Here is a 20770-nt window from a genome sequence, read left to right as displayed (position 1 = left end):
GTCCTCGGCACGGCTTCAATACAGCGGCGGGCGCTTCTTGACGAGGCGCGCGGCCTCGTCCTCGAAGCGGCGCACGGCCTGCTCGGGCGTCATGTAGCCGTACAGCGCGGCCGGCAGGAACTTCGAGGCGATCGCCTCCAGGGGGCCGGCGGCGCCCATGTACCAGCCGTCCGGGTCGTACACGACGTCGTGGGCGGCCTGCGCGTACATCGCATTGGGCATCAGGGCTCTTGCCGCCGGCGATTCCTCCACCGGGCGGTAGGCGGGGATATGCCCGCCCTCGGCCCAGGCCAGCGAATGCTTGCTGACGTAGGCGACGAAGCGCAGCACGGCCGCCACCTTGGCGGGCGACGGCGGCTTGTCCGCGTTCGCGGGGATGGCGAAGGCGTGGGAATCGGCCCAGGCGCTCGCATTCGCGTACATGCGCGGCAGCGGCGCGATGCCGTAGTCGAAGCCCAGCGTGCCGCTGCGCGTCGCGCGCACCATTTCCGGCACTTCCCACACGCCGTTCAGCATGAACACGGCGTTTCCGCCCATGAACTGGCTGGTCGACGCGGGGTAGTCGAGGCCCACCTGGGCGTAGCCACTGGTGAACCAGGTCGCCACCCGTGCCAGCGTCGCCGGCCCCGCCGCGCCGTAGGCGAAGCGGCCGCCCTCGATGACGGGCACGTTCTGCTGCGCCAGCATCGACAGCCACAGGCGCCAGATCGCATAGGAACTCTGGCTGCTTTCCATGGTGAGGCCGCGCCGGCCCGTGCGCTCGGTGGCGACGCGGAAGGCGTCCGTAAGCGCATCGATGCCCTCGATGGGCTTGAGGCGGCCCTGCCCGTCGAGCAGCCCGGCCTTGCCGGCGAGCGTCTTGTTGTAGTACAGGACCAGCGGGTGCATGTCGAGCGGGATCGCCCACAGCCTGCCCTCGTAGTGCGACTTCGTCCACTGGCGCGGCAGGTAGTCCGCGCCCTGCACGCCCGCCGCGTTCACCTCGGCGGCGGAAATGGGCCGCAGCACGCCGCCGCCGGCCAGGTTGACGATGCGCGACAGGTGCACGGTCGCGACGTCCGGACCGGCGCCCGCCACCGAGGCGGTGATCAGCTTCGTATAGAACGGTTCGCCCCACTTGAGCGTCGTACTGACGACGCGCACGTCGCGCTGGCTGGCGTTGAAGTCGCGGACGAGCGCCTGCATGCGCGCGCCGTCGCCGCCGGACAGCAAGGTCCACATGCGGACTTCGACCTGGGCCCGCGCCGCCGATGACGTTAAAGCCAGTACGGCTGCGAGCATGCCCACCAGCGCGGCGGCGAGGCCTCTGCTTCCTCGTGCCACGATCTCCCCTTTTTCTTTTCTCCGGCGGCCTGCGCCCCCGTGCGGCGGGAGATCGTGGTGGCGTCAAGCCACCTTGCGTCTCCCGCGTACTCCTGAACCGCCGCGCGCACGCCGCTCGACGCCCCCGGGCGCCGCGGGCGGATTGGCCGGCGGATGCTCGTCGGGGCCCCCATGCTGCGGCACGTGGCGCTCACCCGGATAGGTTATCACTTCTGCCGTTTCCCCGACGCGCGTCCACTCGAGGGGGAAATCGGTGCCGCGCCGCGCGAGCCAGCGCTGGGCGTGGCCGAGGGGATCGAGGTGCCAGTCGTGGCGCCCCGCGTCCGGCCCGCGCGTGGCTGCCGCGAGCGCGTCGACGGGCGCCTTCGGCACGCGGTATTCGGTGAGCAGGCCGTTCTTCTCGAGGAAGGTATCGGTCAGCTGGGTATAGCAGAAGCCGGACAGCGGGCGGCAGCGGTGGATGGCCGCCATCAGCTCCTGGTAGCGCGCCAGCAGTTCCTTGCCGTCGCGCGCGACGGAATATCCCCAGCCGGGACCGTCCTCGGCTTTCATCATCGCGATACCGCCGAACTCGGAGAGGAACACGGGCTTGCCCGCGCCCGTGAAGCCGTCGATGACGATGCGGCGCCCGTCCGGCTGCACGTGGGTCAGCGTGTGGTCGACGGCCTCGCGGTTGCCGTAGCGTTCCAGCAGCACCTGGGTATCCTGGGCGTAGTCGTGCACGCACACCACGTCGCCGCACGGCGACTCCCAGCCGTCGTTGCCGATCACGGGACGGGTGCCGTCCAGCGCGCGCGTCGTGTAGTACAGCGCCCGCACGAAGTCGACCTGGCGCCGGTCGTTCATCAGTTCCGGCACGCCCCAGGATTCGTTGGTCGGCACCCAGGCCACGATGCACGGGTGCGAGATGTCACGCTCGACGAGTTCCTTCCACTCCTCCAGCACGCCGTGCACGGTCTGGCTGGAGAAGCCGTAGGCCGACGGCATCTCGCCCCACACGCACAGGCCCAGCACGTCGCACCAGTACAGCCAGCGCGGGTCCTCGGACTTCTGGTGCTTGCGCACGCCGTTGAAGCCGAGGCGCTTGATGAGCAGCACGTCGTGGCGCAGCTGCTCGCTGGAGGCCACCATCAGGCTGTCCGGCCAGTAGCCCTGGTCGAGCACCATGCGCAGGTAGTAGGGCCGGCTGTTGAGCATGAAGCGGTCGCCCTGCACGCCCACGGTACGCAGCGCCGTGTAGCTGCGCACGTCGTCGACCAGTTCCCCGTCCAGGGAGCGGATCTCGATCTCGGCGTCGATCAGCTGCGGGCTTTCCGGGCTCCACAGCCACAGGGCGCGGGCGTCGTCGATACCCGGGTCCGGCAGCTGGAAGATGCGCGACAGGCGCGGACCCGTCAGCAGGCAGCGGTCGTTGACGAGCACGCGGTCGCCCAGCTTGAGCGTGACGTTGGCCATGCCGCCTTCCGGCACGTGGGCGATGTCGGCATCCAGGCGGATCTGCCAGGCGGCGACGTCGGCGGTCCAGCGCAATTGCGCCACGTGGGCGCGCGGCAGCTTCTCGATCCAGACCGTGCGCCAGATGCCGCTCGTGCGCGGGTACCAGATCTTGTGCGGGTCGCGCTCCCAGTCCATCTTGCCGCGCGGCTTGTGCATGTCCTGCGGGTCGTCATCGGCCTGCACAGCGATCTCCACGGCCGAGCCGTCGAGGAAGCGCGTGACGTCCACGGAGAACGGGCTGTGGCCGCCGCGGTGCTCGATCGCGAACCGCCCGTTGACCCAGACCCGGGCCCGGTAGTTGACGGCGCCGAAGTGCAGCACGAGGCGTTCGCCCGCGGCCGGCACCATGGCCGGATCGAGCTGGATCGCCCGGCGGTACCAGACGCGCCGGCGGTAGCCGGTGTCGTGCACGCCGCTGGCGCGCGCCTCGGGTGGATAGGGAACGATGATGGTCCGGTCGAACGTCACCTCGGACGGATCGACGAGCCGGGCATCGTCGTCGAGCATGGCCTGCCACGGGCCATCCAGGCTGCGCCAGGCGGCGCGCCGTAGTTGTGGGCGGGGGTATTCCACGGTGTGACTCCTCGGCGCCGGAACGGCGCTTCCTTGTTTTCACTTACTCTAGGGAGGCCGGCGCGCGGACGCAAGCGCTTTCCCATGCAGAATCGTAACTGCAAGTAACCGAGGGCCAATCGTGTCGTCGACGCGACATCCGGCGCGCCGCCCGCCCCTCAGCGCGCCAGCCGGTAGACGGCCACGCGCGAGAACGTCGCCGTCCATCCCGCGCCGCCCATCGCCACGAGGCCCAGCCGCACGTCCGGGCCGAGCTTGTGGTTCCAGGTGGCGCCGCCCGTCCAGCGCCGTCCGTCCTGGCTGGAGAACGCCGTGTAGCGCTCCTCGCCGGGGCCGCGCCGCACGTCCAGCCGCAGCCAGGTCTTCGTGCCGGGCGTGCCCGCCACCGTGTTGCCGTAGCGCGGATAGCCCGGTTCGACGGGCGCCAGCTCCTTCCCGAACTCGACCTGGCGCAGGCCGCCGCGCGCCAGCTCCACCAGCTTGACGTAGTTGTCGTCGTCGCGCATCACCACGATGCCGGCCTGCACGGGCCGCGCGCAGCAGTCGTCCGGCGCGTCCAGGGCCATCTCCACCTCGATGCGCAGGTCGCCTTCCGGCAGCGCCGTGCGCAGCACGCCGGCGCTGTTCGTGTCCACGTACAGGTCGCCATCCTGCGTGGCCAGCGCCAGGCCCGCCGCGCCCAGCGACCAGGCGCCCCTGGCGGGCGGACGCAGCCAGCGCCAGCGCGGGTCCAGCCGCGGGCCGCGCAGCGAGTCGGCCCAGATCGGCGCCCCCGTGGCGGCGAGCACCTCTTCCGCCTTCGGGTGCTCCTCGGCCGCCAGCGTCCCCGGCGCCACCGCCGGCGCGCGCTGCTCCGTGTCCGTGGGCGCCTGCCCGCCGCCGGCCAGCGGCCAGCCGTCGACCCAGTCGATACGGTCGAGCAGCGCCAGCCGCTTGGTCAGCTTGTCGGGGGCGCTGAAATATGGCGCGCCGACGTCCACCGCGTGGTAGATCGTCCACCACTGGCCGGCCAGGTCGGGGAATACGGTATTGTGGCCGCCGCCCACCCAGCGGTTGCCATTCTGGACCAGCACGGGCGTGCCGCCCGCGCGGCGCGCCGCCATGTCGTAGCCGAGGCGGTCGCGGAACGGGCCCGTGGGGCTGCGCGCGCGGCCGACGTACACGACGTAGCCGGTCAGCGGGCCGGCGCAGCAATCCGTGGCCGAGGCGAACAGGTACCACCAGCCGCCGTGGCGGATCACCTCGGCCCCTTCGTAGCGTTGGTCGGCCCCGACCCGCACGGGCTTGCCCTGGGCGCGCATGCCGCGCGCGTCCAGCCGCACCACCCAGATCCCGCCGCCGTAGCTGCCGTAGTACAGCCAGTGGCGGCCGGCGTCGTCGGTGACGACTTTCGGGTCATAGGTCCAGTCGAAGTTGCAGCCGGGGCCGGCACGGCGCGGCCCGACGACGGGACGCGTCTCGGCCTGCCACGGTCCCGTGGGCGACGCCGACGTGGCCACGCCGATGGCGCTGTCGCGCTCGCAGCCCCGCTCCGGGCTGTGGGCGTCGGCCACGTCCGTCACCGTGAAGTACAGGTGGTAGCGGCCGTTCATGAAGACCGGCTCGGGCGCCCACAGGCCGGAATCGCCGGCGGCGAGGCCGGCCGGCCGCTCCTCGAACGCGTCCGCCACGAAGGCCCAGTGCACCAGGTCGGTCGAGCGGTAGATCGGCATCATGCGGAAGTGCCACCGGCCCGCCTCGCCCGGACGCGGGCGCTCGCGCTTGCTGACCGGGTCGCTGGTGCAATACAGGTACCAGGTCGGCGAAGCCGCGTTCGGGTCGCGCAGGACGGCGGGATCGGCGCAGTTCTCCGCCGCTTCGCCGCTCGCGAGGCGTATGGACAGCGGGTTGCGGTAGGTCGTCGTGGGCGCAGGGGCGGCAGGGGCCGCGCCGGCGGCAGGGGCCGCGCCGGCGGCAGGGGCCGCGCCGGCGGCAGGGGCCGCGCCGGCGGCAGCGGCAGCGGCGGCGGCGGCGGTGGAAGGCGCAGGCTGCGGCGACTGCCCGGCCGCCGGCGCGAACGCCGTGACCAGGGCAAGCGCCGCCAGCCCCGCGAGGGGGAATCGTGGCATGTCGTCTCCTGTCGTGCTGTTTTTTGGCCCGAGCTTACTACTGCCCGGCCCGTCGTGCAGCACGTCAGGAAATGCGCGTCAATGCCCCGCCGTCCTCGAAAACAGGTTCATCACGAGCACGCCCGCCAGGATCAGCCCGATGCCGGCCAGCGCGCCCGCATCGAGCTTCTGGCCGAACAGCAGCCAGCCGGACACCGTCACCAGCACGATGCCCACGCCGGACCAGACGGCGTAGGTGACGCCGAGCGGGATCGTGCGCAACGTCAGCGACAGGAAGTAGAACGCCAGACCGTAGCCGACCACGACGAGAATTGATGGGAACGGGCGGCTGAAGCCCTCGCTGGCCTTGAGGGCGGTAGTGGCGATCGTCTCGGAGACGATGGCGATCGCCAGGCATAACCAATTGTTCATGATGACTCCTTTGCGTGGATGATGAACAACGCGCCGCCCGGATGTCAACGCCGGCCGCGCCCCCTCCCCGGCGCAAGCCGCCCCGCTCTGCTATCATGACGGGCTTCATGGCTTCGATTTCCACTGATCCGACGATGTTGATGGGTTCGCAATGGCGCCGCCTGGCGGCCACCGCCGTCCTGCTGGCGGCCGGGGCACACATGCCCGCATCGGCACGCGATGTCGCGCTGCGCCCCTGGCCAGCCGCGCAGGCCACGCCGCCGCTCGATGTCGTCGACCTCGATGGCAAACCTTTCGACCTCGCCCGCCTGCGCGGCAAGGTCGTCGTGGTGAACTTCTGGGCCACGTGGTGCGGTCCCTGCGTGGCGGAGATCCCCGTGCTGGGCAAGCTGGCCGCGCGCGATGGCATCGCCGTCGTCGGCGTCAATTACAAGGAAGGCATGCCGGCGATCCGCGCGTTCACGGACGGCCACCCGATGCCGTATCCCGTGCTGCGCGACCGCGGCGGCGACGCCTTCAAGCGCTGGAGCCCGGGCGTGATGCCGACCACGGTCGTGCTCGACCGCCAGGGCCGCGCGCGCTGGCGCACGGTGGGGGAGATCCCCGCCGACGACACGGCCCTGGGCCGTGCCATCGACGCGCTGCTGGGGGAGCGGGACGGCGCGCAACCCCATCAAGCGCAACCCCATCAAGAATAACCAACGACACTAGGAAGACTGCAATGCAAGACACCAACACGACCACCATGCGCCGTTCGCTGCTGAAAGCCGCCGGCGGCGCCCTGCTCGCCGGCGCCCTGCCGCGCACCCTGCTGGCACAGGAGCAGCGCCAGTTCGCGCCCAAGCCGGGAGACTGGAAGGGCTACGAGGTGGTCACCAAGGTGAACCTGCAGAATCCGACGGGCGCCTCCACCGTCTGGGTGCCGCTGCCCGCCATCGATACCGAATGGCAGCGCACGCTGTCCAACAACTGGACCGGCAACGCCAAATCGATGAAGGTCGCCACCGACGAGCGCTACGGCGCCAAGTACCTGGTCGCCCAGTTCGACGCCGGCGTCGTGCCCGCGCTCGAGGTGGTCTCGCGCATCCAGACCCACGACCGCGCCGAGGACTGGAAGCACGGCAAGGCCGCCACCGCCACGAAGGAAGACCTGGCCCTGTGGCTGCGCCCGACCGACCTGATGCCGCTGGACGGCATCGTGCTCAAGACGGCCAACCAGATCGTGGCCGGCGCCCGCAGCGACGAGGACAAGGCCCAGCGCATCTACGACTGGATCATCCTGAACACCTTCCGCGAGCCGAAGGTCAAGGGTTGCGGCATCGGCGACATCAAGACGATGCTGGAAACGGCGAACCTGAGCGGCAAGTGCGCCGACCTGAACGGCCTGTTCGTGGGCCTGTGCCGCGCCGTCGGCCTGCCGGCGCGCGACGTCTACGGCGTGCGCATCGCGCCGAGCGCCTTCCCGTACAAGGAACTGGGCGGCAAGCCGGCCGCCCTGCAGGGCGCCCAGCACTGCCGCGCCGAAGTCTGGCTCAAGCAGCACGGCTGGGTCGCCATGGATCCGGCGGACGTCACCAAGGTGATGCGCCAGGAAACGAGCGAATGGATCAAGGACGCCGACAACCCGATCGTCGCCCCGGTGCGCAAGGCGCTGTTCGGCGGCTGGGAAGGCAACTGGATGGGCTACAACTTCGGCCACGACGTGCGCCTGAAGGACTCGCAGACCATCAAGCAGGTCGGCTTCCTGATGTACCCGCAGGCCGAGAGCAACGGCGAGCCGTACGACTCGCTGAACCCGGACGCGTTCAAGTACGTCATCACCTCGCGTGCCCTCTGATTCCGAGCCCATGACGAACCCGATCACCCAGTCCGTCGACAGCGGCACCGAGCGCAAGCTCGGGCGCCTGCTCGCGTTCGGCGTGCTGGCCACGCTGCTGGCCTCGACCTGCTGCGTGCTGCCGCTGGTACTGGTCCTGGTCGGGATCACGGGGGCCTGGATGGTGCACCTGCAGGCCCTCGCCCCCGTCACGCCCTACGCGATCGCGCTGGCCGTCGGCGCCCTGGCCTGGGCCGGCTGGCTCGTGTTCCGCCCCCAGCGCTTCTGCACGCTCGCCGACGGCAGCTGCGCCACGACGCGTCCGCTCATGCGCCGCGTCTTCGTCGCATGCGCCGTGTTCGCCGCCCTGCTGCTGGGCTTCCCGCTCATCGCCCCGCTGTTCTACTGACTTACTGGAATGACCATGAACGCCACCCGACTCCTCGCCGCCACCGCCACCCTGTTCGCCCTCGCCGTCCCGCAGTTCGCGTCGGCCAAGCAGCAGACCGTGGAACTGAACGTGCCGACCATGGACTGCGCGACCTGCCCGATCACGATCAAGGCGGCGCTGTCCAAGGTGCCCGGCGTATCGAAGGTCAAGGTGAGCTACGAGAAGCGCGAAGCCGTGATCGTCTACGACGACGCCAAGGCCAATGTGGCCGACCTGAAGAAGGCGACGGAGGACGTCGGGTATCCAGCGATGCTCAAGACGAGCCGCTGAGGGCCCGCACCACCTGCCTCGTCGTCCCGGCGCAGGCCGGGACCCAATGTAGTGCCGCAGCCGGCCCGCATTTGACTTGCGCCCCGGCCTGCGCCGGGGCGACGGTGTTGCTGTCGACCCGGCTGCCCCGGTCGCCGACCTACTCCACCCCGAACCAGCTGTACTCCCACGCCCACGGCATGTCCGTCTGGCCCAGCGCCAGGTGCACCAGTTCCGGATACAGCTTTTCCGCCCGCACGTCGTTCGACAGCAGGATCACGCAGCGCTGCCCCGTCTCCTGGCAGAACACGAGGTTGGCCGTCCAGTCGTCGTGGCCGCCCTTGAAGAAGGCGGTGCCGTTGCGGTCTTCGAACGTGACCACGCCGAGACCAGCCGCCAGCTTCTGCGGCCAGTCCGTCTCGCCGGCGCCCAGCGTGGGGAACTGGCGGGTCGACGTGATCGGCAGCCAGGCCGTCGTCATGGCGGCGCGCGTGTCCGGGCGCAGGCCGTCGCCGCGCATGATGGCGGCCCACAGCTTCGCCTGGTCGGCGATCGTCGTGTCCATCGAACCGGCCGCGCGCGGACGGAAGCGGCGGTCGTGGGCCTGCACGGTGCCGTCGAAGGCGTAGCCGTCGGCCACGTTCTCGGCGAATTCCGGGCGCCACGTCATGCTCGTGCGCTTCATGCCCAGGCGGTCGAACACGCGACGCTGCATTTCCTCCGCGATGTCCAGGCCCAGGCCCTGCTCAACGATCAGCTGCAGGATATAGAACCCCTCGCCGGAATAGGCGTAGCGCGAGCCCGGATCGAAGTGGATGCGCAGGCGCTCGTCCGGCTCCAGCCAGCGGAAATTGGCGAAGCCGCCCGCGTGCAGCATCAGCATGCGCGGCGTGATCGTCTTCCAGCGCGGGTCGCCGGCCAGGTCGGAAAAGTCGAACGGTTTCTCGCGGTAGCTGGGCAACGGTTGCGGCAATAATCTGGTGACGGGCGCGTCGAGGTCGAGCAGGCCCTCGTCGGCCATCTGCAGCAGCATGTAGACGAAGGCCGTCTTGGTCAGGGAGGCCCCGTACATGACCGTGTCCGGCGTCAGCGGCGCGGCGATGGCCGCGTTGCGCATGCCGAAGGCCCGCACCTTGCCGACCTTGCCGTTCTCGACGGTCGCGATGGCCAGGCCCTGCACCTGCTCGCGCTTCATGACCCGCAGGACCTCGCCGTCGTCGAGCGTGCGCGCGGGCCGCAGCGGCGGCGTGCATCCCGCCAGCTGCGTTGCCGCCACTACCGCCGCCATGGCCGCCACCACCCCCGCCCGAATCCTCATTGCCGCCTCCGTGTGCCCGGCGCCGCCACCATGGGGCGCCACAGCCCGCCATGATGCCATGGAGCGCACGAGGACGCCTACGGTCAGCTCAACCGGAACGCGGGTGCGCGCGCACCCAGCGCATGAGCTCCAGGAAGGTGCCCGTCCAGTATTCCTTGCGGTGGGCAGCCAGCCATTCCACCAGCTCGCGGTGCGCCGCGTCCGACGTCTGCAGGTAGTCGCCGCCCACGCCGTGGAAGGTGAAATTGACCATGGTGCCGCGCGCGCCGGCCCGCTCGACGATGGCGATCAGCTCCTTCCCGCTCAGGCCTTCCGGCGCCAGCACGGGCACCGCCAGCGGGTCCAGCGCGGCCATGGACGGGATCACGCCGTCGCCGCCGCCCACCTTGATGCCCACGAACTCGCCGGCGATGCCCGGCAGGTAGTCGTGGCCCGCCGCCAGACGATCGCCGCACGGCACCGTGTAGGTGCGCTCCGTCTTGCCGTCGATGGCGGTCAGCATCGTGTTGGCCACGATGACCTGGTCGCGCATCTGGGCCGCGCTCGTCGTGTCGAGGTCGCGCTCCCGCTGTACCCAGGCGTGGCCCGGAGCGCTGCCGGAACACTGGTGGAACAGCGAGTGGTTGCCCAGTTCATGGCCGCGCGCGGCGGCCGCACGCCATGCGGCCATGCGCGTGCGGACGGACGGGTTCGACAACTGCAGGTAGAAACTGCCTTTCAGGCCGACGCGATCGAGTGCGGGGATCGCGTGGTCGAGCTGGGAATCGAGGGCGTCGTCGTAGGACAGGCTGACGGCCGCGCGTACGCCCGCCGGCCAGTGGAAGCCCTCGTCGGCGGGCACGGACCGCGCCGCGGCAAGCAGCAGGACGGCCAGCAGGCAGGCGCGGGGCATCAAGGTTCGCATGGTTCTCCTCCTTCGTTCGAACGCCCCATTTTTGGAAACGCTTCCAGGACGTTTCCAAAAATATAGCATTGTCATTTTTCGCGCGTCAAACGCACGGAAAACGTGCCGAGAGGATTGTACCGGCCCACTGCGCCCGGGGAGTGTTGCGCGCACCCCGCGCTTTGCGCACCAAAACCAGGCAAGCATGAGTATTCAGTTGACAACTGATTTTCTTGAACATAAGATTCCCTCGACATTGTATGGAAACGTTTCCAGAGGCTTAACGGATCGTATGGAAGCCTCGGAAATCGTGCCGTCAACGACGCCCGCGCCGCGGCCGGCGCAGACAGGAGGACCACGGGGGCGGGCATGCCCCGAGCAGTACCGACGCGGTGAACAACAAGTAAAGAAGAAACAGGAGACCCCAATGCATCATCCCAAGTCGAACCCCAAACGCATCAGCCTGGCCGTGGCAAGCGCCTGCGCCGCCTTCGTCATCCCCGCCTACGCGCAGGACACGGGCAACAACAGCCCGTCCGACACCGTCGTGCCGACCGGCGCCGTGCAGCAGGTCGTCGTCAGCGGCATCCGCCAATCGATGGCCTCGTCGCTGAACCTGAAACGCAATTCCGACGGCATCGTCGACGGCATCGTGGCCGAGGACATCGGCAAGTTCCCCGACACGAACCTGGCCGAGTCGCTGCAGCGCATCTCCGGCGTCTCGATCGACCGCCAGAACGGCGAAGGCCAGAAGATCACCGTGCGCGGCGTCGGCCCCGACTTCAATATGGTGCTGCTGAACGGCCGCCAGATGCCGACGTCGAACCTGGGCGACCTGAACGGCCGCGCCTTCGACTTCTCGAACCTGGCATCGGAAGCGATCTCGCAGCTGCAGGTGTACAAGACCAGCCGCGCCGAGACCCCGACGGGCGGCATCGGCGCCACCGTCAACGTGATGACGGCGCGCCCGCTCGACAAGCTGGGCACGTTCTCCAGCATCGGCGTGAAGGCCGTGCACGACACCTCGGCCAGCAACGTGCCGGGCGACGACCGCACCGGCAAGTCGACCACCCCGGAATTCTCGGGCATCTACAGCACCACCTCGAAGGACGGCCGCTTCGGCTTCGGCGTCTCCGCCAGCTACCAGGAGCGAAACCTCGGCTACGCCCAGGCATCCGTCTCCAGCGGCTGGAAAGGCCCGTACCGCGCCGACGAAAGCGGCTACGGCACCATCCCGCAAACGGGCGCCGTCAACCGGCCGGACGGCACCGACGTCTACCAGGTGCCGCAGAACCTGAACTACAGCTTCACGGGCGTCAAGCGCCAGCGCACCAACAGCCAGCTCGTGTTCCAGTTCGCGCCGACCAAGGAACTGACCACCACGCTGGACTACACCTATTCCGAGAACAAGCTGCACACCAAGCGCAACGACGTCTCGGCCTGGTTCAACTTCGGCCCGTCGACCTCGACCTGGACCAACGGCCCCGTCGCCGCGCCGCTCGTCTATACCGAGCAGATCGCCGCCGGCAACGCCGACATCGCGATGGGCGCGGGCGACTTCGCCACCAAGACCGAGAACAAGTCGCTCGGCTTCAATGCCCAGTGGCGCGCCACCGCGGACCTGAAGCTCGAATTCGACGCGCACCACTCGACCGCCGAGTCGATGGCCGACAGCCCGTTCGGCTCCTTCAACACGCTGGGCACGGCGAGCTTCTCGCGCGGTAATACCTCGGTCGACTTCTCGCAGGACTTCCCCGTGCTGAGCATCCAGGGCGCCGACTACAACCGCGCGCCGCAGCAGGTCACGGGCTCGAACTTCCAGAACGGCTACATGAAGGGCAAGATCGAGCAGGAGCAGATCAAGGGCCGCCTGCGCATACTGGAGTCGTCGAACCTGAACTTCGGCCTCGGCGCCATCAAGGTCGACAACCGCTCGGCGCTGTCGAACAACCAGCGCGACAGCTGGGGCGGCGCGACCAAGGCATCCGACTATCCGGCCACCCTGTTCCACCCGGCCACCGTGCGCCAGTACTTCGACCAGATCGACGGCAGCGGCAACCCGGCCCTGTTCAACAATTTCTACACCTTCAACTTCGACCAGGTGCGCCAGACCGTGGCGACGGCGTCCGGCCTGCCGGGCCTGTACGTGCCGAAGACCACGTTCGACACCGACCAGCGCACCGAGGAAAAGTCCAAGCACCTGTACCTGCAGCTGAACACGGACTGGGACACGGCGCTGCCGATGCACACGTCGATCGGCGTACGCTACGAGAAGACGGACGTCGTCTCCACGGCGCTGGTGCCCGCATCGACCGCGATCAGCTGGGGCTCGCAGAACGAGTTCACGGTGATCCAGGGCGCGCCGACCTTCACCACCCTGACGGGCAAGTACCACAACCTGCTGCCGAGCGTGGACTGGGACATGGACGTGCGCCCGGACATGAAGGTGCGCGCGAGCTACGGCGAGACCATCGGCCGTCCGCGCTATGACCAGATCGCCGGCGGCCAGATCCTGAACCAGCTGGCACGCGTCGAAGGCGGCACGGGCTCGCAGGGCAATCCGGCGCTGAAGCCCGTCAAGTCGAAGAACCTCGACCTGTCGTGGGAATGGTATTACGCGAAGCAGAGCTTCTTCTCGGTCAATATGTTCCACAAGGACCTGGAGAACTACGCGGGCCAGTCGCAGGTCGTCGAGACCCCGTTCAACCTGCACACCCCGGTCGGCGGCGCGCTGTGGAACGAGGCGCTGGCCAACGGCTGCGCGAATGCCGACACCACCTGCATCCGCAACTACATCTTCCGCAACCGCGCCGGCAGCCCGGGCGTGACGCGCGGACCGGACGACGCCAGCGGCAACGCCACCGGCTCCATCGTCGGCCAGCCGGGCGATCCGGTCGCCAACTTCCGGATCACCTCCTTCTCGAACCAGAAGAAGGCGAGCCTGAAGGGTGCGGAACTGAACCTGCAGCACATGTTCGGCAATTCCGGCTTCGGCGTCTCGGCCAACTACACGTGGGTGCACTCGGGCCTGAAGTACGACAACGCCTCCGTCGGCGAGCAGTTCGCGCTGGTCGGCCTGTCGAACTCCGCCAACCTGGTCGGCATCTACGAGGACGCCAAGTGGAGCGTGCGCGCCGCCTACAACTGGCGCGACGAGTTCCTGTCCTCGACCTTCGACTCGGCCGGCCCGAACCCGCAGTACGTGGAACCGTACGGCCAGCTGGACCTGAGCGTCGGCTACAACATCACGGACAAGCTGAGCGTGCAGTTCGAGGCGATCAACCTGACCGACGAGACGGCCCGCGTGCACGGCCGCCGCAAGGAACAGGCGTTGTACGTGACCCAGTCCGGCCCCCGTTACTCGGTGGGCGCGCGCTACAAGTTCTGACGTAGCGCCGGCACCACGACGGCGGGCACGCTTTCCGGGCGTGCCCGCCGTCTGCGTATCGGGACCCAAAAAAGTTGTTCCAAAAACAGCTTTTTCGGGTAGACTCGACCGGAGCGGGTTTTGCGTGACAGGAAGCAGCAATGAGTAAGACCATCGAACACATCGTCGTGGTCGGCGGCGGATCCGCCGGCTGGCTGGTGGCCGGCGTGCTCGCCGCCGAGCACCGCCTGCGCGTCACCCTCGTCGAATCGCCGGGCATCGCGCCCATCGGCGTCGGCGAAGGCACCTGGCCGTCGATGCGCGACACGCTGCGCCGCATCGGCGTGGCCGAATCCGATTTCCTGCGCGAGTGCGACGCCGCCTTCAAGCAGGGCTCGCGCTTCGACCGCTGGGTCGACGGCGGCGACGCCGACCGCTATTTCCACCCTTTCAGCCTGCCCCTGGGCCATGGCGACGCCAACCTGGCCGCCGCCTGGGCGGGCATGCACCGCGACGTGCCGTTCGCGGAACTCGTCGGGCCGCAGGCGCTCTTGTGCCTGGAGGGCCGCGCGCCCAAGCAGCCGCAGACGCCGGAATTCGCCGCCGTCGCCAACTATGGCTACCACCTGGACGCCGGCAAGTTCGGGCTGTTCCTGCAGCGCCACTGCACGGCCAGACTGGGCGTGCGCCACCTGCTGGCCCACGTCGAGGAAGTGGTGACGGTCAAGGACGGCGACCATGCCGGCGACATCGCCGCGCTGCGCACGCGCGAACATGGCCTCGTCGAGGGCGACCTGTTCGTCGACTGCACGGGCATGGCCTCGCTGCTGCTGGGCGGCCACTACGGCGTACCGCTCGTGCCCCAGCGCGGGGTGCTGTTCAACGACCGCGCGCTGGCCGTGCAGGTGCCCTACGCCACGCCCGACAACCCGATCGCCTCGCAGACCACGTCCACCGCCCAGCAGGCCGGCTGGATCTGGGACATCGGACTGCCCACGCGGCGCGGCATCGGCCACGTGTATTCGAGCGCCCACATGGCGGACGACGAGGCGGAACGGCTGCTGCGCGCCTACGTCACGGCGAGCGGCGCGCCGGCCGATCCGCCGCCGGCGCGCAAGCTGTCCTTCGAACCCGGCTACCGCGCCCGCTTCTGGGAGCGCAACTGCGTGGCGATCGGCCTGTCGGCCGGCTTCATCGAACCGCTCGAAGCGTCGGCGCTCGCCCTGGTCGAGCTGTCCGCCGCCTGGATCGCGGACGACATGCCGGCCACGCGCGCCCACATGGACATCGTCGCGCGCCGCTTCAACGAGGCGTTCACCTACCGCTGGGAGCGGGTCATCGACTTCCTCAAGCTGCACTACGTGCTCTCGCGGCGCCAGGGCGCCTACTGGGACGAGCACCGGCGGCCAGAGACGATTCCCGAACGCCTGCGCGAGCTGCTCGCGCTGTGGCGCACCCGGCCCCCGATGCACCGCGATTTCTACCGCATCGAGGAAGTCTTCCCGTCGGCCAGCTACCAGTACATCCTGTACGGCATGGGCTTCCGGCCCGAGATGCCGGCACGCGGCTCCGACGTGCCGCAGCTGGCCGAGGCGCAGTTCCGCGAGGCCGCGCGGCTGGGCGCGCGCATGCTGGCGCTGCTGCCGTCCAACCGCGACCTGCTCGACCACATCCGCACCCACGGCCTGCCGCCCGGCTAGCCCGTTTCACCCACCAGAACGACAACGACAACAATAGAGACAGAGACACCATGGCCAACCACGCAATCCTCAACAACGTCGACCACAAGCACCTGCGCATCGTCACGGCGCGCGGCGCCGAATACGGCGACGCCGTCATGTCGGCCCTGACCTTCCCGGCCGAGTTCCGCGACCTGCAGGCCTGCTACCCGATCGTGTTCGCGCGCGACGAGGACGGCAGCTTCACGCCGCTCGCGCTGATGGGCTTCGAACAGGGCGAGAACCTGTTCCTCGGCCCGGACGGCTGGGACGCGCCCGTCATTCCGCTGACCGTCGAGCGCCAGCCCTTCCTGATCGGGCGCGGCGGCGAGGAGCTGCAGGTGCACGTGGACATGGACCACCCGCGCGTGCGCACGGGCGGCCTGGAGGGCGAACCCGTGTTCCTGACCTACGGCGGCACGAGCGAATACCTGGAACGCATCTCGTCCGTGCTGCGCACGATCCACGAGGGGCTGGAAGCGTCGCGCGGCTTCACGGCGGCGCTGGGCGAGCTGGACCTGCTGGAATCCTTCGTGCTCGACGTCGAGCTGGACGACGGCGCCCGCCACCAGCTGGCCGGCTTCTGGACCGTGGCCGAGGAGCGCCTGCAGGCGCTGGCGCCGGACCAGCTGGCGGCGCTGCACCGCGCCGGCTACCTGCAGGCGATCTACATGCAGATCGCGTCGCTGTCGCAGTTCCGCACGCTGATCGCGCGCCGCAACCGTGCCGACGCCGCCCGCAACACGCAAGGTATCCTTGGCCATGCCGGCGCTTGACAAGCGCGTACGCGAGGTTGGCGTCCACGACGGCACCGTCCCGGACGAGATGCTGCGCGCGACCGAGCCCTACATCGTGCGCGGCCTCGCCGCCGGCTGGCCGCTGGTACAGGCCGCGCGCAGCTCGCACGACGCCGCCGACGCCTACCTGCGCGGCTTCTACCGCGACGCCACCGTCCACGCGCTGCTGGGCCACCCGGCGATCGCCGGCCGCTTCTTCTACAACGAGGCGCTGGACGGTTTCAACTACCAGTCCGTGCGGGCGCGCCTGGACGGCATCCTCGACGAGCTGAAGGTGCAGGCGACGCAGGAACGCCCGGGCGCCATCTACGTGGGCTCGACCACGATCGACACCGCCCTGCCCGGCCTGCGCCTCGACAACGACGTCGACCTCGGCGGCAGGGATGCGCTGGCCAGCATCTGGATCGGCAACCGCACCCGCATCGCCGCCCACTACGACCTGCCGGACAATCTCGCCGTGGTCGCGGCCGGGCACCGGCGCTTCACGCTGTTTCCGCCCGAGCAGCTGGCCAACCTGTACGTGGGGCCCATCGACTTCACGCCGGCCGGCCAGCCGATCAGCATGGTCGACTTCCACGCACCCGACTGGGAGCGCTTCCCGCGCTTCCGGACGGCGCTCGAGCACGCCCAGGTGGCCGAGCTGGGTCCCGGCGACGCGCTGTTCATCCCGTCCATGTGGTGGCACCACGTGGAGGCGCTGGACCGCTTCAACATCCTCGTCAACTACTGGTGGCGCCAGTCGCCGGACTGGATGGACACGCCCACGAATTCGCTGATGCTGGCGCTGCTGACGATGCGCGAGCTGCCACCGGCGCAGCGGCGCGCCTGGCAGGAGATCTTCCGCCACTACATCTTCGAACCGGACGAGGCGAGCCTCGCCCACATGCCGGAGCAGCGCCGCTACGCGCTGGCGCCGCTGGACGAGGACGGCGCCCGCATCCTGCGCGGCCAGGTCCTGAAACGCATCAACCGATAAGAACATCCCCCGAGGAGACCATGGAGACGAGCAATCGACAACAAGCCGCCGGGCGCCGCCCGGTACGCCGCATCGTCATCGCCGGCGGCGGTACGGCCGGCTGGATGGCCGCGGCGGCGCTCTCGCGCACGCTGGGCAAGGTGCTGGACATCAAACTGGTGGAATCCGACGAGATCGGCACGGTGGGCGTAGGCGAGGCGACGATCCCCAGCCTCGTGCACTTCCACCGCCTGCTCGACATCGACGAGCAGGAATTCATGGCCGCGACCCAGGCCACGTTCAAGCTGGGCATCGCCTTCGAGGGCTGGCGCCAGCGCGGCGAGGACTACATCCACTCGTTCGGCATGACCGGCACCGACCACTGGACGGCCGGCTTCCAGCACTTCTGGCACAAGGGCCGCGAACGCGGCCTGGCCGGCGACTACGGCGACTATTGCCTGGAACTGGCGGCGGCGCGCGACAACCGCTTCGGCCACCTGCCGAACGAAGGCCTGAACTACGCTTACCACCTGGACGCGACCCGCTACGCGCGCTACCTGCGCCGCTTCTCCGAGCACTTCGGCGTCGAGCGCATCGAGGCCAGGATCGCCTCCGTCGACAAGGACGCCGGCGGCGACATCGCCGCGCTCGTGCTCGATTCCGGCACCCGCATCGAGGGCGACCTGTTCCTCGACTGCACGGGCTTCCGCTCCCTGCTGCTGGGCCAGGCCCTGGGCGTCGGGTACGAGGACTGGTCGCAGTGGCTGTTCAACGACAGCGCCATCGCCGTGCAGACGGAGTCCGTGGGCCCCGCCGTGCCCTACACGCGCTCGATCGCGCACGACTGGGGCTGGCAGTGGCGCATCCCGCTGCAGCACCGCACGGGCAACGGCATCGTGTTCTCCAGCCGCTACGTCGACGACGCGACGGCACGCGCCGCGCTGCTGGCCAACGTCGAAGGCCGCGTGCTGACGGAGCCCCGCGTGATCCGCTTCACGCCGGGCCAGCGCAAGCAGGTGTGGGCAAGGAACTGCGTGGCGCTGGGCCTGGCCAGCGGCTTCCTGGAACCGATCGAATCGACCAGCATCCACCTGATCCAGCGCGCGCTGGTGCGCCTGCTGCAGACCTTCCCCACCGACGGCATCAGCCAGGCCGACGTCGACGAGTTCAACGGCCAGGCCGATGCGGACATCCGCCAGATCCGCGACTTCATCATCGCCCACTACAAGGTCACCAACCGCCGCGACACGCCGTACTGGCACGACGCGGCCGCGATGGAGGTGCCGGAGGCGCTGCGCCACCGCATCGCGCTGTTCCGCGAGACGGGCCAGGTATTCCGCATCGCCAACGAGCTGTTCGCGGAGAACTCCTGGGTGCAGGTGATGCTGGGCCAGGGCCTCCATCCGGAACAGCACCACCGCAGCGCGGACCTGATGGGCGACGCCGAGTTGCAGGGCTTCCTGGAGAACATCCGGCACAGCGTCGCGCAGCAGGTGGCGCGGCTGCCCCAGCACGAGGCTTACGTGCGCAAATACTGCCCCGCGGGCAAGCCGTGACGGCCGGCGCGTTCGCCGACAGCAAGCGCCACTACCCGATCCTGGACGGCCTGCGCGGCGTGGCTGCCGTGCTGGTGGTGGCGTTCCACCTGTTCGAAGCCCATGCAACGAGCCGTTTCGAGCAGCTGATCAACCACGGCTACCTGGCCGTCGACTTCTTCTTCGTGCTGTCCGGCTTCGTCATCGGCTATGCCTACGACGACCGCTGGGACCGCATGTCGGCGGGCGATTTCTTCCGCCGCCGACTCGTGCGCCTGCATCCGATGATCGTCGTCGCCATGGTCGTCGGCGCGCTGATGTTCTACTTCCAGGCCAGCCCCGTCTTCCCGAAGATCGCGGACACGCCCCCGTGGCAGCTGCTGCTCGTGATGGTCGTCGGGATGACGCTGCTGCCCCTGCCGCCGTCGATGGACCTGCGCGGCTGGGGAGAAATGCATGCGCTGAACGGACCCGCGTGGTCGCTGTTCTTCGAATACGTCGCCAACATCCTGTACGCGCTGGTCGTGCGCCGTTTCTCGAACGGCCTGCTGGCCGTGCTGGTCTTCCTGTCAGGCTGCGCCCTCGTCCATCACACGGTGTTCGGGCCGAACGGCGACGTGATCGGCGGCTGGTCGCTGGACCCCGTGCAGCTGCAACTGGGCTTCACGCGTCTCATGTATCCGTTCTTCGCCGGGCTGCTGCTGTCGCGCGTCGTCCGCCCCGGGCGCATCCGCCACGCGTTTCCCCTGTGCGCCGCCGTGCTGGCGGCGGCCCTCGCGGTGCCGCGCTTCGGCGGGCCGGACACACTGTGGATGAACGGCCTGTACGAGGCCGTGGCCATCGTCGTGCTGTTCCCGCTCGTCGTGTGGCTGGGCGCCAGCGGCGACGCGGGTTCCGGCCCGATGGCGCGGGTCTGCGGCTTCCTGGGCGCGATCTCTTATCCGCTGTACATCGTCCACTACCCGTTCGTCTACACCTATACCGCCTGGGTGGCGAACAACAAGATCACGCTGGTCCAGGGAGCGCCGGTCGCGGTGGCGACGCTGCTGGGCTCCATCCTGCTGGCCTGGGCGCTGCTCGTCTGGTACGACATCCCCGTGCGGAGATGGCTAGGGCGGCGCCTGCTGGCGCGCGAGGGGCAGCCGCTGGGACAGACGGCGGCCGGCTGATCAGCCGCCCGCCAGGTGCTGGCGCAGGATCATCGATCCGATCGCGATCAGCACCACGCCGCCGGCCAGTTCCGCGCGCTTGCCCGCCACCTTGCCCAGGCCGCGGCCCAGCATCACGCCGAGCGTCACCATCATGAAGGTGCAGAAGCCGATCGCGCCGGCCGTGCTGAGGATGTCCGCGTCCATGAACGCCAGGCCAACGCCGACGGCCATGGCGTCGATGCTGGTGGCGAAGCCGGTCAGCGCGAGCAGCCAGAACGAGTGGCTCTGGGGCTTGTCGTCCTCGTCCTCGTCGTCGCCCAGCCAGCCTTCGCGCAGCATGCGCAGGCCCAGGAAGCCGAGCAGCACGAAGGCGATCCAGTGGTCCCAGGCTTCGACATAGGGCGCGGCCGCCTGGCCCAGCGCCCAGCCGATCAGCGGCGTGCAGCCTTCGATGACGCCGAAGATCGCACCGGTGCGCAGCGCCTCGCGCCATTGCGGCCGCTGCAGGGCCGCCCCCTTTCCGATGGCGACGGCAAAGGCGTCGGTGGACATGGCGAGGGCCAGCGCGGCGGTGGCGATGAAATTCATGGAAATTCTTTTTCCGGTCGGGCATGGACG

The 20770-nt window shown here is 69.3% G+C and carries 17 protein-coding genes; 10 read left to right on the top strand and 7 right to left on the bottom strand.

The window, feature by feature from the left end:
* Window positions 1-15: 15 nt before the first annotated feature.
* The 4 genes from ACI1V7_RS07315 to ACI1V7_RS07300 all read right to left on the bottom strand — a co-directional run bounded on the left by ACI1V7_RS07315 (window position 16) and on the right by ACI1V7_RS07300 (window position 5912).
* Window positions 16-1323: an extracellular solute-binding protein gene (locus ACI1V7_RS07315; protein WP_404531088.1), complete on the bottom strand. Its 1308-nt coding sequence runs from the start codon at window positions 1321-1323 to the stop codon at window positions 16-18.
* Window positions 1324-1386: 63 nt separating this feature from the next.
* Entirely contained in the window at window positions 1387-3393 is a 2007-nt protein-coding gene (locus ACI1V7_RS07310; RefSeq protein WP_404531087.1) for a glycoside hydrolase family 2 TIM barrel-domain containing protein, read from the bottom strand.
* A 158-nt stretch (window positions 3394-3551) separates the two neighbouring features.
* Entirely contained in the window at window positions 3552-5501 is a 1950-nt protein-coding gene (locus tag ACI1V7_RS07305; protein WP_404531086.1) for a glycoside hydrolase family 43 protein, read from the bottom strand.
* Between the two features lie 78 nt (window positions 5502-5579).
* Window positions 5580-5912 (bottom strand): DMT family transporter, encoded by a 333-nt coding sequence (locus ACI1V7_RS07300; RefSeq protein ID WP_404531085.1) that lies wholly within the window; start codon window positions 5910-5912, stop codon window positions 5580-5582.
* Window positions 5913-6019: 107 nt separating this feature from the next.
* Here ACI1V7_RS07300 and ACI1V7_RS07295 point away from each other — a divergent pair, with 107 nt between their 5' ends.
* From ACI1V7_RS07295 to merP, 4 genes are read left to right on the top strand one after another with little or no spacing between them, the layout of a single operon-like run.
* Window positions 6020-6610 carry a TlpA family protein disulfide reductase gene (locus ACI1V7_RS07295; protein ID WP_404531084.1) on the top strand — a complete coding sequence of 197 codons (591 nt, stop codon included), beginning with the start codon at window positions 6020-6022 and terminating at the stop codon, window positions 6608-6610.
* Window positions 6611-6633: 23 nt separating this feature from the next.
* Window positions 6634-7749: a transglutaminase-like domain-containing protein gene (locus tag ACI1V7_RS07290; protein ID WP_404531083.1), complete on the top strand. Its 1116-nt coding sequence runs from the start codon at window positions 6634-6636 to the stop codon at window positions 7747-7749.
* A gap of 10 nt (window positions 7750-7759) precedes the next feature.
* Entirely contained in the window at window positions 7760-8137 is a 378-nt protein-coding gene (locus ACI1V7_RS07285; protein ID WP_404531082.1) for a mercuric transporter MerT family protein, read from the top strand.
* Between the two features lie 15 nt (window positions 8138-8152).
* Window positions 8153-8449 carry a mercury resistance system periplasmic binding protein MerP gene (gene merP / locus ACI1V7_RS07280; RefSeq protein WP_404531081.1) on the top strand — a complete coding sequence of 99 codons (297 nt, stop codon included), beginning with the start codon at window positions 8153-8155 and terminating at the stop codon, window positions 8447-8449.
* Between the two features lie 139 nt (window positions 8450-8588).
* Here merP and ACI1V7_RS07275 read toward each other — a convergent pair whose 3' ends face one another.
* Window positions 8589-9746 (bottom strand): serine hydrolase domain-containing protein, encoded by a 1158-nt coding sequence (locus tag ACI1V7_RS07275; RefSeq protein WP_404531080.1) that lies wholly within the window; start codon window positions 9744-9746, stop codon window positions 8589-8591.
* A gap of 88 nt (window positions 9747-9834) precedes the next feature.
* Window positions 9835-10650 (bottom strand): polysaccharide deacetylase family protein, encoded by an 816-nt coding sequence (locus ACI1V7_RS07270; protein WP_404531079.1) that lies wholly within the window; start codon window positions 10648-10650, stop codon window positions 9835-9837.
* Between the two features lie 406 nt (window positions 10651-11056).
* Between ACI1V7_RS07270 and ACI1V7_RS07265 the strand changes: the two genes are divergently transcribed.
* From ACI1V7_RS07265 to ACI1V7_RS07240, 6 genes are all read left to right on the top strand, one after another.
* Complete coding sequence (locus ACI1V7_RS07265; RefSeq protein WP_404531078.1) at window positions 11057-14017, top strand: TonB-dependent receptor; 2961 nt, start codon at window positions 11057-11059, stop codon at window positions 14015-14017.
* 140 nt (window positions 14018-14157) lie between these two features.
* A complete protein-coding gene (locus ACI1V7_RS07260) occupies window positions 14158-15696 on the top strand; it encodes a tryptophan halogenase family protein (RefSeq protein WP_404531077.1) in 1539 nt (512 codons plus the stop codon).
* Between the two features lie 50 nt (window positions 15697-15746).
* Window positions 15747-16490, top strand: a complete 744-nt coding sequence (locus ACI1V7_RS07255) for a SapC family protein (protein ID WP_404531076.1) — start codon at window positions 15747-15749, stop codon at window positions 16488-16490.
* The gene (locus tag ACI1V7_RS07250) at window positions 16477-17487 is read left to right on the top strand and encodes a cupin-like domain-containing protein (RefSeq protein WP_404531075.1); all 1011 of its coding nucleotides are present in this window, start codon (window positions 16477-16479) and stop codon (window positions 17485-17487) included. The genes ACI1V7_RS07255 and ACI1V7_RS07250 overlap by 14 nt, the downstream gene beginning before the upstream one ends.
* Window positions 17488-17507: 20 nt before the next feature.
* Entirely contained in the window at window positions 17508-19022 is a 1515-nt protein-coding gene (locus tag ACI1V7_RS07245) for a tryptophan halogenase family protein (RefSeq protein ID WP_404531074.1), read from the top strand.
* Window positions 19019-20170: an acyltransferase family protein gene (locus tag ACI1V7_RS07240; protein WP_404531073.1), complete on the top strand. Its 1152-nt coding sequence runs from the start codon at window positions 19019-19021 to the stop codon at window positions 20168-20170. The genes ACI1V7_RS07245 and ACI1V7_RS07240 overlap by 4 nt, the downstream gene beginning before the upstream one ends.
* On the opposite strand, the gene mntP is transcribed toward ACI1V7_RS07240, so the two are convergent.
* Window positions 20171-20740, bottom strand: a complete 570-nt coding sequence (gene mntP, locus ACI1V7_RS07235; RefSeq protein WP_404531072.1) for a manganese efflux pump MntP — start codon at window positions 20738-20740, stop codon at window positions 20171-20173.
* Window positions 20741-20770: the final 30 nt, after the last annotated feature.

The organism is Massilia paldalensis, assembly GCF_044901715.1.
Lineage (GTDB): Bacteria > Pseudomonadota > Gammaproteobacteria > Burkholderiales > Burkholderiaceae_D > Telluria > Telluria paldalensis.
Note: the sequence above shows the minus strand (reverse complement) of the source record. Positions and strands in the feature narration are given on the sequence as shown.